This window comes from Pseudomonas sp. R28(2017) (genome assembly GCF_002112505.1).
GTDB lineage: Bacteria > Pseudomonadota > Gammaproteobacteria > Pseudomonadales > Pseudomonadaceae > Aquipseudomonas.
Genome location: NZ_NEHW01000004.1, coordinates 191137 through 203635, shown reverse-complemented (window position 1 = coordinate 203635; position 12499 = coordinate 191137). Strand labels below are relative to the sequence as shown.

The 12499-nt window shown below is 64.0% G+C and carries 10 protein-coding genes; 4 read left to right on the top strand and 6 right to left on the bottom strand.

What is annotated here, in order from left to right; genetic code table 11:
* The first annotated feature begins 3 nt into the window (after window positions 1–3).
* Genes CAF78_RS08975 through CAF78_RS08965 form a run of 3 tightly spaced genes read left to right on the top strand, consistent with a single transcriptional unit; the run spans window position 4 to window position 3550 of the window.
* Window positions 4–921, top strand: a complete 918-nt coding sequence (locus CAF78_RS08975; RefSeq protein ID WP_085675090.1) for a putative 2-dehydropantoate 2-reductase — start codon at window positions 4–6, stop codon at window positions 919–921.
* Between the two features lie 30 nt (window positions 922–951).
* The gene (locus CAF78_RS08970) at window positions 952–2982 is read left to right on the top strand and encodes an ATP-binding protein (RefSeq protein ID WP_085675089.1); all 2031 of its coding nucleotides are present in this window, start codon (window positions 952–954) and stop codon (window positions 2980–2982) included.
* Between the two features lies 1 nt (window position 2983).
* Window positions 2984–3550, top strand: a complete 567-nt coding sequence (locus CAF78_RS08965) for a cob(I)yrinic acid a,c-diamide adenosyltransferase (RefSeq protein ID WP_085675088.1) — start codon at window positions 2984–2986, stop codon at window positions 3548–3550.
* Window positions 3551–3679: 129 nt separating this feature from the next.
* Here CAF78_RS08965 and CAF78_RS08960 read toward each other — a convergent pair whose 3' ends face one another.
* The 4 genes from CAF78_RS08960 to secA all read right to left on the bottom strand — a co-directional run bounded on the left by CAF78_RS08960 (window position 3680) and on the right by secA (window position 9444).
* Entirely contained in the window at window positions 3680–4621 is a 942-nt protein-coding gene (locus CAF78_RS08960; protein ID WP_085675087.1) for a Nudix family hydrolase, read from the bottom strand.
* On the bottom strand, window positions 4618–5250 hold the full coding sequence (locus CAF78_RS08955; RefSeq protein ID WP_085675086.1) for a glutathione S-transferase family protein: 633 nt from the start codon (window positions 5248–5250) through the stop codon (window positions 4618–4620). Before CAF78_RS08955 ends, CAF78_RS08960 begins: the two co-directional genes overlap by 4 nt.
* A gap of 153 nt (window positions 5251–5403) precedes the next feature.
* A complete protein-coding gene (argJ, locus tag CAF78_RS08950) occupies window positions 5404–6621 on the bottom strand; it encodes a bifunctional glutamate N-acetyltransferase/amino-acid acetyltransferase ArgJ (RefSeq protein WP_085675085.1) in 1218 nt (405 codons plus the stop codon).
* An 87-nt stretch (window positions 6622–6708) separates the two neighbouring features.
* The gene (secA, locus tag CAF78_RS08945; protein ID WP_085675084.1) at window positions 6709–9444 is read right to left on the bottom strand and encodes a preprotein translocase subunit SecA; all 2736 of its coding nucleotides are present in this window, start codon (window positions 9442–9444) and stop codon (window positions 6709–6711) included.
* A 316-nt stretch (window positions 9445–9760) separates the two neighbouring features.
* On the opposite strand from secA, the gene CAF78_RS08940 reads away from it, so the two are divergent.
* Window positions 9761–10222, top strand: a complete 462-nt coding sequence (locus CAF78_RS08940; protein ID WP_085675290.1) for a DUF721 domain-containing protein — start codon at window positions 9761–9763, stop codon at window positions 10220–10222.
* 52 nt (window positions 10223–10274) lie between these two features.
* On the opposite strand, the gene lpxC is transcribed toward CAF78_RS08940, so the two are convergent.
* A complete protein-coding gene (lpxC, locus tag CAF78_RS08935) occupies window positions 10275–11186 on the bottom strand; it encodes a UDP-3-O-acyl-N-acetylglucosamine deacetylase (RefSeq protein WP_060508542.1) in 912 nt (303 codons plus the stop codon).
* Between the two features lie 114 nt (window positions 11187–11300).
* Window positions 11301–12497, bottom strand: coding sequence for a cell division protein FtsZ (gene ftsZ, locus CAF78_RS08930; RefSeq protein WP_003251871.1), 1197 nt, complete (start codon window positions 12495–12497; stop codon window positions 11301–11303).
* Window positions 12498–12499 lie beyond the last annotated feature (2 nt).

Below are 12499 nucleotides of genomic sequence, written 5' to 3'. Positions count from 1 at the left end.
CAGATGAGCAGCACCTGGCATATTCTCGGCGCCGGTAGCCTCGGCAGCCTCTGGGCCTGCCGCCTGGCCCGCGCCGGCAAGGCGGTACGCCTGATCCTGCGCGATGCGCAGCGCCTGCAGGCCTACCAGCAGGCCGGTGGCCTGACGCTGGTCGAACAGGACCAGGCGAACCTCTACGCCATCCCGGCCGAAACAGCCGAGTCCGGCGGCCCCATTCATCGCCTGCTGGTGGCCTGCAAAGCCTACGATGCCGCGCCCGCCATCGCCCGCCTGGCACCGCGCCTGGCTGAAGGCGCGGAAATCGTGCTGTTGCAGAACGGCCTCGGCAGCCAGGACGAAGTCGCCGACCAAGCCCCCCTCGCCCGCTGTATCTTCGCATCCAGCACCGAAGGCGCGTTCCGCGAGGACGACTGGCGGGTGCATTTTGCCGGCCATGGCTTCAACTGGCTGGGGGACCCGGCCAACCCCACCACCCCCGAATGGTTCGATGACCTGAACGACGCCGGCATCCCGGGCCAATGGACTGTCGACATCCTGACCCGCCTGTGGCGCAAGCTGGCGCTGAATTGCGCCATCAACCCGCTGACCGTGCTGCACGATTGCCAGAACGGCGGTTTGCTCGGGCACCTCGATGAGGTCGAGGCGCTGAGCAGGGAACTGGCCGAATTGCTGCGCCGTTGCGGCCAGCCCGAGGCAGCGGCCGATCTGGACGAAGAAGTGCAGCGGGTGATCCTCGCCACCGCCGCCAACTACTCTTCCATGTACCAGGACGTGCGCGCTGGCCGGCGTACCGAGGTGCACTACCTGCTGGGCCACGTCTGCCGGGCAGCCGCGCGCCACGGCATGTTGCTGCCAGGGCTGGAACACCTGCACCGGCGCCTGGTCGATAACCTGCGTGCGCGTGGTTTGCCCAGCGCCTGACCCCAACCCAATACGGACATTGCCTTGCCCATGAGCCTGCGCCAACGCCTGGAAAACCTCCCGGTCGGGCAGAAACTGCTGGCGGCCCTGCTGGTCCTGCTGGTGACCATCCTGCTGGTGGCCAACCTGACCTTCATCAGCGCCGCCTACTGGATCACCCAGGAGAGCATGGCGCCGCAGGCGCTGCAGACCATCGGCAAGCTGGTGGCAACCCCGCAGCTGTCGGCCCGTGCCGGCGACTCCGCCGAGACCGCCACGGCCCTGCTCAAGGAGCTGGACAGCTACACCCCGCTACGTGCGGCCGCCGTCTACGGCGGCGACGGCAACATGCTGGCCCAGCTGCAGCACGGCGAGCCACTGGTCCTGCCCAAGCGCTATCGCAACATCGACGGCTGGCGCCTGATGGAGTTCCGCAGCACCCAGCTGATCCGCATCCCCCGCGATGCCAGCCCACCGGCACACTTGCTGCTGGTGGCCAGCAGCGAGTTGCCCACCGCGTTCTACACCGGCACGCTCAGCGCCAGCCTGGCGATCCTGGTGTTCAGCATCCTGCTGTGGATGATCATCGCCCGGCAGATCAAACGCCTGATCACCCAGCCGATCAACCAGCTCGAAGAACTCAGCCGCCAGGTCACTCGCGAGGAAAGCTATGCCCTGCGCGCCACCCGCGGCAACGACGACGAGATCGGCAGCCTCGCCGAAGCCTTCAACACCATGCTCTCGCGCATCGAGGCCCGCGAGCAGCAGCTCAAGCGCACCCGCGACGAATTCCAGACGGCCTACGACCAGGCCCAGGGCCTGGCCGAAGAAACCCGCCACACCAACCGCAAGCTGGAACTGGAAGTCCAGGTGCGCAGCAAGATCGAAAAGAAACTCACCGGTTTCCAGAACTACCTCAACAGCATCATCGACTCCATGCCCTCGGCACTGATCGCCCTCGATGAGCAGCTCTACGTCACGCAATGGAACCACGAGGCCACGGTGCTCTCCGGCACGCCGCTGGACGAAGCGCTGAACCAGCCGATCTTCATCGCCTTCGAGCCGCTCAAGCCGTTCCTGCCACAGCTCAAGGAAAGCGTCGAGAAACACCGGGTGGCGAAGATCGAGCGGGTCACCTGGCCCAAGGGCGAGGACCTGCGCCACTACGCCCTGACCTTCTACCCGCTGATGGGCGGTGGCGGCCGCGGCGTGGTCATCCGTATCGACGACATCACCCAGCGCCTGTCGCTGGAAGAGATGATGGTGCAGTCAGAGAAGATGCTCTCGGTCGGGGGCCTCGCGGCCGGCATGGCCCACGAAATCAACAACCCGCTGGGCGCAATCCTGCATAACGTGCAGAACATTCGCCGGCGCCTGTCGCCGGAACTGCCGCGCAACCAGGAACAGGCGAGCGAACTGGGCATCGACCTGCCCAGCGTCAACCGCTACCTCGAGAACCGCGAAGTGCCGCAACTGCTCGACGGCATTCAGCAGGCTGGCGCGCGCGCCGCCAAGATCGTCACCCACATGCTCAGCTTCAGCCGCCGCAGCAACCGCCAGCTGGCGCCCTGCGAGCTGCCGGCGCTGATCGACCAGGCCGTGGAAATTGCCAGCAACGACTTCGACCTGACCATCGGCTTCGACTTCAAGGGCCAGGCCATTGTCCGCCAGTTCGACCCCAACCTCGGCCCGGTGCCCTGCACCGCCAACGAGCTGGAACAGGTGCTGCTGAACCTGCTGAAGAACGCTGCCCAGGCCATCCACCAGCGGCCACAGCCCAGCGAGCCAGGGCGTATCACCCTGCGCACCAAACTCAACCCACCCTGGGCCGAGATCCAGGTCGAGGACAACGGCGTGGGCATGCCCGAAACCGTGCGCAAACGCACCTTCGAGCCGTTCTTCACCACCAAGGAAATCGGCCAGGGCACCGGGCTCGGGCTGTCGGTTTCGTACTTCATCATCACCAACAACCACAAGGGGCAGATGGAGGTGCAGTCCACGCCCGGCCAGGGCACCTGCTTCACCCTGCGCCTGCCCCTCGGCCAGCCGCCAGCGGCGGTGCCGACCCACACGGAGGCATGACATGGGCTATCGCCTGTCGAAGATCTACACCCGCACTGGCGACCAGGGCGAGACCGGCCTGGGCGACGGGCGGCGGGTGCCCAAGGACCACCCGCGGGTCGAAGCGATCGGCGAGGTGGACAGCCTCAACAGCCAGCTCGGGCTGTTGCTGGCGGGCCTTGCCGAGCAGGGGCTGGAAGAAGTGAGCAACGTTCTGGCGCCTTGCCAGCATCGCTTGTTCGACCTTGGCGGCGAGTTGGCGATGCCCAGCTACCAGGCCTTGAACCAGGCAGAGGTGGAGCGGCTGGAGGCAGCGATCGATATATGGAACGAGGAACTGGGACCACTGAAGAATTTCATTCTGCCCAGTGGTTCGACGCTGGTGGCGCAGGCCCATGTGTGCCGCAGCCTGGCGCGGAGCGCGGAGCGGCGGTGCCAGCAGTTGAATGCGCTGGAACCGTTGGCGGGGGTTGGGTTGGCGTATATCAACCGGCTTTCCGATCTGCTGTTTGTGGCGGCGCGGATCATCGGGCGGCGGCAAGGTGTTGCAGAGGTGCTGTGGCAGCCTGCAGAGAAGCCTCAGGGCTGATATCACCGGGGCTGCTTTGCAGCCCATTCGCGGGCAAGCCCGCTCCCACAGGTACGGCGCATCGTTCGAATCCGGCGCTGTACCTGTGGGGGCGGGCTTGCCCGCGAATGGGCCGCAGCGCGGCCCCAGTTATTCCGGCCAGAACGCGCGGATCCCGGCGACACCTTGGGCTCCGGCTTCCCAGGCCTTTTCCCGCTCACCCGGCCCCACCCCACCCAGCAGATACACCGGCTGGTTGAACCCGGCAATCAGCCGTTGCGCCTCATCCCACCCCAGCGGTACCGCCTCGGGATGGGTCTGGGTCGCCTGCACCGGCGACAGGGTGACGAAGTCCACGCCCATCTGCTCGGCCAAGGCCAACTCTTCGGCGCTGTGGCACGACGCCGCCAGCCAGCGCTCCTTTGGGAACGGACGGCCTTTGGCGGCATACTTGCGCAGCTGCGCGGCGGTCAGGTGCCAACCGGCGGACGGGAAGTCTCCCAGCCACTCCAGCGGCCCCTTGAGCATCAGCTGCGCCTTGCCGGCGCACAGGCCCACCGCGTCCACCGCCACATCGCGGTACTTGGGGTCGTACATGTCCGGGGCGCGCAGCTGGATCAGGCGGATACCACTGGCGACGGCCTTCTGGATACCCTTGAGCATCGCCGGCACTCCCAGGCCATCCGGCGTGATCAGGTACTGATCCGGCAAGCGCGCAGCCGCGACGATCGGCTTGTTGGCCTCTGGGAATTCGTACTGCGCCAGGTCACGCGGCGCGACCCAGGCCAGAGGCTGGCCTTCCGCGCCATGGGGCTCGCCGGTAAACGCGTCGACCTCGCGAACATCCAGCAGCACCTGCTTGTCCGGGTAGTCGTGGCTGACCTTGATCAGCGCCCGTGAAGCGGTCACCTCAATGCCCAGTTCTTCACGCAGCTCACGGGCCAGCGCCGCTTCGACGCCTTCGCCTTCTTCCACCTTGCCGCCAGGGAATTCCCACAGGCCACCCTGGTGCTGGGTATCGGCGCGGCGCGCAATCAGAATGCGCCCGTCAGCACCGCGGATCACCGCGGCTACAACATGAATCCGTTTCAACCTTCACACTCCGCCAGGCCAGCTTGCTGCCAGGCCTGGAAGGCCGGCCACTGGTAAATGGTTTCGATATAGGTGGCGGCCTCAGCAGGCACTTCCACGCGGTAGGTGCGCAGGCGCACCGCCACCGGGGCGAAGAAGGCATCGGCCAGGGTCGGTTTGCCGAACAGGAACGGCCCGCTGTCCTTGGCGACCAGGCGGCACTCGGACCACAGCGCGACGATACGGTCAATGTCCACTTGCACGTCCAGCGGGATGTTCTCCAGCGCCTGGTCACGGGTCAGGTCGAACGACATGGCACCGCGCAGGGCGAAGAAGCCGCTGTGCATCTGCGCGCAGGCCGAACGAGCCTGGGCACGGGCGGCCACATCGGCCGGCCACAGCTGGGCCTCGGGGTGGCGTTCGTTGAGGTATTCGGCGATGGCCAGGGAATCGGCGATCACCCCGTGCTCGGTCTTGAGCAGCGGCACCTTGCCGGTGGCGGAGAATTCGAGGATGCGCTTGCGGGTGTCGGGCTGGTTCAGTTTGATCAGCGATTCTTCGTATGGCACGCCAGCCAGCTCGAGGGCCAAGGCGCCACGCAGCGACCAGGAGGAATATAGCTTGTCGCCGATAATCAATTGATAGGTCATGGTTCGGCTCCATGGATTTGGGGATTTTGGGGCTGCTTTGCAGCCCTTCGCGGGCTTGCCCGCTCCCACAGGTACAGCACAAGGCCTGAATATTGTGCAGTACCTGTGGGAGCGGGCAAGCCCGCGAAGGGCCGCAAAGCGGCCGCATTAACATCAGGTGCGATATTCGGCGTTGATCTTCACGTACTCGTGGGACAGGTCGGTGGTCCAGATGGTTTCGCTGCACTGGCCACGGCCAAGCTCGATACGGATGGTGATCTCTTCCTGGGCCATCACTGCCGAACCCTGCGCTTCGGTGTAGCTCGGGCTGCGGCCGCCCTGGCTGGCGATGCACACGTTGTCGAGGTACACGTCGATCAGGCTGACATCCAGCTCCGGCACACCAGCACGGCCCACGGCAGCCAGAATCCGGCCCCAGTTCGGGTCGGAGGCGAACAGTGCGGTCTTGATCAGTGGCGAGTGGGCCACGGCGTAACCGACATCCAGGCACTCCTGGTGGTTGCCACCACCGTTGACCTGCACGGTGACGAACTTGGTGGCGCCTTCGCCATCACGGACGATGGCCTGGGCCACGTCCATGCACACTTCGAACACCGCCTTCTTCAGCGCTTCGAACAGCGCGCCGCTGGCTTCGGTCACTTCCGGCAGGTTGGCCTTGCCGGTGGCGATCAGCATGCAGCAGTCGTTGGTCGAGGTGTCACCGTCGATGGTGATGCGGTTGAACGACTTGTTGGCGCCGTCGAGCATCAGGTCCTTGAGCACCGCCGGGGCGACCTTGGCGTCGGTGGCGATGTAGCCGAGCATGGTGGCCATGTTCGGGCGAATCATGCCGGCGCCTTTGCTGATACCGGTCACGGTGACGGTCACGCCATCGTGCTGGAACTGGCGGCTGGCACCTTTTGGCAGGGTGTCGGTGGTCATGATGCCGGTGGCGGCTTCAGCCCAGTGGTTTTCCGACAGGTTGTCCAGGGCGGCCTGCAGCGCGCCTTCGATCTTCTCGACCGGCAGTGGCTCACCGATCACACCGGTGGAGAACGGCAGCACGGATTCGGCCGGCACGCCGGTCAGCTCGGCCAGCTTGGCGCAGGTACGTTCGGCAGCGGCCAGGCCTGGCGCGCCGGTACCGGCGTTGGCATTGCCGGTGTTGGTCAGCAGGTAGCGCACGGTACCCTGCACGCGTTGCTTGGACAGGATCACCGGAGCGGCACAGAAGGCGTTGAGGGTGAACACGCCAGCCACGCTGGAGCCTTCGGCACAGCGCATGACCACCACATCCTTGCGCCCGGGGCGCTTGATGCCAGCAGAAGCGATGCCGAGTTCAAAACCCGGAACCGGGTGCAGGGTGGGCAAAGGACCAAGACCAACAGCCATTAGAGCGCTCCTAGAAAACGGTGAATATGGAAAAAGGGGGCCGCAATGCGGCCCCCAGGGTTGTCACGATACAACAATCAGCTCAGGTCACTCGATCTGACCATGGCAATGCTTGAATTTCTTGCCCGAACCACACCAGCACGGCTCGTTGCGGCCCAGCTTCAGGTCGTTGCGCACCGGGGCAGCGGCCACGGCCACTTCGGCGCCCTCCTCGCTCAGCTGCTCGCTTTCAAGGCCCGGCGCGGCGGCATGCTGGAACTGCATGCGGCTGGCCAGTTCCTCGGCTTCGCGGCGCAGGCGGGCTTCTTCTTCGGCCGGGTCTTCGCGGCGCACCTGAACGTGCGACAGCACGCGGATGGTGTCGCGCTTGATCGATTCGAGCAGTTCCTGGAACAGCGAGAACGACTCGCGCTTGTACTCCTGCTTCGGGTTCTTCTGCGCATAACCACGCAGGTGGATACCGTGACGCAGGTGGTCCATGGTCGACAGGTGGTCTTTCCACAGGTCATCCAGCACGCGCAGCAGGATCTGCTTCTCGAAGGTACGCAGGGCCTCGATACCGGCCTGGTCTTCCTTCTCGGTGTAGGCGGTGGTGATCTCGTTCAGCAGCTTCTCGCGCAGGGTCTCCTCGTAGAGGTGATCGTCCTCGTCCAGCCACTGCTGGATCGGCAGCTTCATGGCGAAGTCGCTGGCCAGCGATGCTTCGAGGCCGGCCACGTCCCACTGCTCTGGCAGAGACTGTGGCGGAATGTGCTGGCTGATGGTGGCGTCCAGCACCTCCTGACGGAACTCGGCGATGGTGTCGCCAATGTTCTCGGCCGCCAGCAGGCTGTTGCGCATGTGGTAGATCACCTTGCGCTGTTCGTTGGCCACGTCATCGTATTCGAGCAGCTGTTTGCGGATGTCGAAGTTGCGGCCTTCGACCTTGCGCTGGGCTTTCTCGATGGCGTTGGTGACCATGCGGTGCTCGATGGCCTCGCCGGACTGCATGCCCAGTGCCTTCATGAAGTTCTTCACCCGGTCAGAGGCGAAGATGCGCATCAGGCTGTCTTCCAGCGACAGGTAGAAGCGGCTCGAACCCGGGTCGCCCTGACGGCCGGAACGGCCACGCAGCTGGTTGTCGATACGGCGCGATTCGTGGCGCTCGGAGGCGATCACGTGCAGGCCGCCGGCTTGAATCACCTGCTGGTGACGCTTCTGCCAATCGGCCTTGATCTGGGCGATCTGCTCGGGCGTCGGGTTTTCCAGGGCGGCCACTTCGGCTTCCCAGTTACCGCCCAGCAGGATGTCGGTACCACGGCCCGCCATGTTGGTGGCAATGGTCAGCGCACCCGGAGCACCGGCTTGCGCGATGATCTCGGCTTCCTTCTCGTGGTACTTGGCGTTCAGTACCTTGTGGTCGATACCTTCCTTCTTCAGCAGGTTCGACATGTGCTCCGAGGTTTCGATGGTGGCGGTACCCACCAGGATCGGGCGGCCCTGGGTCATGCTCTCTTTGATGTCGGCGATGATCGCGGCGTATTTCTCGTCGGCGGTCAGGTACACCAGGTCGTTGAAGTCCTTACGCGCGAGCGGCTTGTTCGGCGGAATGACCATCACGTTGAGGGCGTAGATCTGGGCGAACTCGAACGCCTCGGTGTCAGCGGTACCGGTCATGCCGGACAGCTTGCTGTACAGGCGGAAGTAGTTCTGGAAGGTGGTCGAAGCCAGGGTCTGGCTTTCGGCCTGGATGTTCAGGTTTTCTTTCGCCTCGATGGCCTGGTGCAGGCCTTCGGACAGGCGACGGCCGGGCATGGTACGGCCGGTGTGCTCGTCAATCAGCAGGACCTGGCCGTCCTGGACGATGTACTCGACGTTGCGGTGGAACAGCTTGTGCGCACGCAGGCCGGCGTAGACGTGGGTCAGCAGGCCCAGGTTGTGCGCCGAGTACAGGCTCTCGCCTTCGGCCAGCAGGCCAGCCTGGGTGAGCATTTCTTCGATGTACTGGTGACCGCCTTCGTTGAGCTCGACCTGGCGGCTCTTCTCGTCGATGGTGAAGTGGCCTTCCTGGGTGACCTGGCCTTCGACTTCTTCGATGTGCTGGGTCAGGCGCGGGATCAGGCGGTTGATCTCGATGTACAGCTTGGAGCTGTCTTCGGCCTGGCCGGAGATGATCAGCGGGGTGCGCGCTTCGTCGATGAGGATCGAGTCGACTTCGTCGATCACGGCGAAGTTCAGTTCACGCTGGAACTTCTCTTCCTGGCTGAACGCCATGTTGTCGCGCAGGTAATCGAAACCGAATTCGTTGTTGGTGCCGTAGGTGATGTCGGCGGCGTAGGCGGCGCGCTTTTCTTCAGGCGGCTGGAAGGCCGAGACGATGCCCACGGACAGGCCGAGGAATTCGTACAGCGGGCGCATCCAGTTGGCGTCACGACGGGCCAGGTAGTCGTTCACCGTGACCACGTGTACACCCTTGCCGGACAGGGCGTTGAGGTAAACGGCCAGGGTACCGACCAAGGTCTTGCCTTCACCGGTACGCATTTCTGCGATCATGCCCTCGTGCAGGGTCATGCCGCCGATCAGCTGCACGTCGAAGTGGCGCATGCCCATGACGCGCTTGCCGGCCTCACGGGCCACGGCGAAGGCTTCGGGCAACAGCTGGTCCAGGGTCTCGCCTTTGGCCAGGCGCTCCTTGAACTCTGCGGTCTTGGCCCGCAGTTGCTCATCGGAGAGGGCCACCATCTTCTCTTCGAAGGCATTGACGATAGATACCGTCTTGAGCATGCGTTTGACTTCACGCTCGTTCTTGCTTCCAAAAAGTTTCTTTAACAAAGGCGCAAACATATCGGCAGGATCTTCCACACGTAGGGATGGAGGGCGGCCCCATGAGTCGCCCGTGCAGCCCTGAGGCCGCATGCGAACGAGCATTCTACCCGGAAACGATGGTGAGGAAAGTGGTCGATTGCCACGATGCTGGCACAGCGCTTAGGCGGGGGCTTTTCTAAGATAGGGGCATTTTCCCTGAGTTCAACCCAGAGGAGGATGAAAGGTATCGAGAATGGCTCGTATCTTGTATCGCCTGTACCGGCCTCTTCGCGGGCAGCACGAGCAACAGAGGTGTTAGACTGCCCATCTTGGTTGCCACCTCATGCATATCGCCATGGCCTTCAAACCCTCCCCCGCCCAGCCGCCCGCCGCCCTGCTGCGCCAGAACCGCCCGCTGCGCCTGCTGCTGAACCAGGCCGAACGCCTGGAGCACCTGCAGCGCCTGCTGGAAAGCCAGCTGCAACCGGCTGCCCGCGAGCATTGCCATGTGGCTTCGTGGCGCGATGGCACCCTGCTGCTGGTGGTTACCGACGGCCACTGGGCTACCCGCCTGCGCTACCAGCAAAAGCGCCTGCAGCGGCAGCTGCAGGCGCTGGAAGCCTTCGGCAACCTGCAGCGCATCCTCTACAAGGTGCAGCCACCGCTGGTGCCGGCCAAGCGCGGCAGTAACACGACCGAGCTGTCGGACAATGCCGCCGAGAGTATCCGCGACTCCGCTGAAGGCATCGCCGATCCCAAGCTGCGTGCTGCCCTGGAGCGACTGGCCAGCCACGCCAAGCACAAAGAAAAGCGCTGAAATAAAAAAGGCCACCCGAAGGTGGCCTCAATGAACTAGAGAGTGTTCGAACTTACACGGCCGCAACAGGGCGCATGTACGAGATCGGTGCCGTGCTGGCATCTTCGAAAGTGACCACTTCCCAGGCATCGGTTTCCGCAATGAGCTTGCGCAGCAGCTGGTTGTTCAGCGCGTGGCCGGACTTGTAGCCCTTGAACTCGCCGATCAGGCTGTTGCCCAGCAGGTAAAGGTCGCCAATGGCGTCGAGGATCTTGTGCTTGACGAATTCGTCATCGGAACGAAGGCCGTCTTCGTTGAGCACACCAGTCTCGTCGACCACGATGGCGTTCTCGACACTGCCACCCAGCGCAAGGTTGTGCTTGCGCAGGTACTCGATGTCACGCATGAAACCGAAGGTACGGGCGCGGCTGACTTCCTTCACGAACGAGGTGCTGGAGAAGTCGACGACCGCACTCTGGGTCTGGCCCTTGAGGACCGGGTGATCGAAGTCGATCTCGAAGCTCACCTTGAACCCGTCGAATGGCAGGAAGGTGGCGCTCTTGTCGCCCTCCACCACTGTCACTTCGCGCAGGATGCGGATGAACTTCTTGGCTGCGTCCTGTTCTTCCAGGCCGGCAGACTGAATCAGGAATACGAAGGGACCGGCGCTGCCATCCATGATCGGCACTTCCGAGGCGGAGAGCTCGACGTAGGCGTTATCGATGCCCAGGCCCGCCATGGCGGAGAGCAGGTGCTCGACCGTATCGACCTTGACGTCACCGTTGACCAGCGTGGTGGACATGGTGGTCTCACCGACATTGGCCGCACGCGCCGGGATCTCGACCACAGGGTCAAGGTCGGCGCGACGGAAGACGATGCCGGTGTCGACAGGCGCAGGCTTGAGGGTCAGGTAGACCTTCTCCCCGGAGTGCAGGCCGACGCCCGTGGCACGGATGGTATTCTTCAGGGTGCGTTGTCTAATCATGGCATTGGCCGCTTCAGCGCAAATAATGCGAACAGGTATCAACAAAGGCTGGGGATGATAACAGACCCGGCCTTTGCTGAACACCAATCACCCTTATACCCCTGATAAATTCCATCAATCGGCCTGACGACGCAGGAAGGCTGGGATATCGAGGTAGTCCAGGTCATCCTGAGGGTTGAGTTTAGCTGCCGCAGCGGCACCTGCGTGGGCCTGGTTGCGCATCACGGTCGGGCGCTCCAGGTCACGGTAGTTGACGGCTGGCTGCTCCTGGCGAACGGGCGCCGGGTTGGAAGCCTCGTAGGCCTGCTGAGCGGTCTGCAGGGTGTTGTCGACCACCTTCACCGGTTTTTCGATGCGCGCGCCCAGACCCGTGGCAACCACGGTCACGTGCAGTTCGTCGCGCATGTCAGGGTCGATCACGGTGCCCACCTTGACCATGGCGTGGTCGGAGGCGAAGGCTTCGATGATGCTACCCACGTCGGAGTATTCACCCAGCGACAGGTCCGGACCTGCGGTGATGTTCACCAGAATGCCGCGGGCGCCCTGCAGGTTGACGTCTTCGAGCAGCGGGTTGCGGATCGCCGCTTCGGTGGCTTCGCGAGCGCGGTTCGGGCCGCTGGCGCAGCCGGTACCCATCATCGCCATGCCCATTTCACCCATGACGGTGCGCACGTCGGCGAAGTCGACGTTGATCATGCCCGGGCGCTTGATGATGTCGGAGATACCGCGAACGGCACCGGCCAGGACATCGTCGGCCTTGGCAAAGGCGGACAGCAGGCTGGCATCCTTGCCCAGGATGGTCAGCAGCTTCTCGTTGGGGATGGTGATGAGCGAGTCGACGCTCTCAGCCAGCATGCGGATGCCTTCGTCGGCGATCTGCATGCGCTTGCGGCCCTCGAACGGGAACGGACGGGTCACCACTGCAACGGTGAGGATGCCCATTTCCTTGGCCACTTCGGCGATGATCGGCGCCGCGCCGGTACCGGTACCGCCGCCCATGCCGGTGGTGATGAACACCATGTTGGTGCCCTGCAGCACCTCGGCGATGCGCTCACGGTCTTCCAGCGCGGCCTGACGGCCGACTTCCGGATTGGCACCGGCACCCAGACCCTTGGTCACGCCGGTACCCAGTTGCAGGATGGTGCGTGCGCCGATGTTTTTCAGCGCCTGGGCATCGGTGTTGGCGCAGATGAACTCGACGCCTTCGATGCTGCTCTTCACCATGTGGTTGACGGCGTTGCCGCCGCCACCGCCGACGCCGATCACCTTGATGACCGGACTTTGCGGGACGTTGTCTACGAGCTCGAACATTT

Excerpts from the sequence above, each read along its gene's own strand:
- CAF78_RS08975 (WP_085675090.1), top strand. The coding sequence starts at position 4 with ATGAGCAGCACCTGGCATATTCTCGGCGCCGGTAGCCTCGGCAGCCTC.
- CAF78_RS08970 (WP_085675089.1), top strand. The coding sequence starts at position 952 with ATGAGCCTGCGCCAACGCCTGGAAAACCTCCCGGTCGGGCAGAAACTG.
- CAF78_RS08965 (WP_085675088.1), top strand. The coding sequence starts at position 2,984 with ATGGGCTATCGCCTGTCGAAGATCTACACCCGCACTGGCGACCAGGGC.
- CAF78_RS08955 (WP_085675086.1), bottom strand. The coding sequence starts at position 5,250 with ATGACCTATCAATTGATTATCGGCGACAAGCTATATTCCTCCTGGTCG.
- argJ (WP_085675085.1), bottom strand. The coding sequence starts at position 6,621 with ATGGCTGTTGGTCTTGGTCCTTTGCCCACCCTGCACCCGGTTCCGGGT.
- secA (WP_085675084.1), bottom strand. The coding sequence starts at position 9,444 with ATGTTTGCGCCTTTGTTAAAGAAACTTTTTGGAAGCAAGAACGAGCGT.
- CAF78_RS08940 (WP_085675290.1), top strand. The coding sequence starts at position 9,761 with ATGGCCTTCAAACCCTCCCCCGCCCAGCCGCCCGCCGCCCTGCTGCGC.
- lpxC (WP_060508542.1), bottom strand. The coding sequence starts at position 11,186 with ATGATTAGACAACGCACCCTGAAGAATACCATCCGTGCCACGGGCGTC.
- ftsZ (WP_003251871.1), bottom strand. The coding sequence starts at position 12,497 with ATGTTCGAGCTCGTAGACAACGTCCCGCAAAGTCCGGTCATCAAGGTG.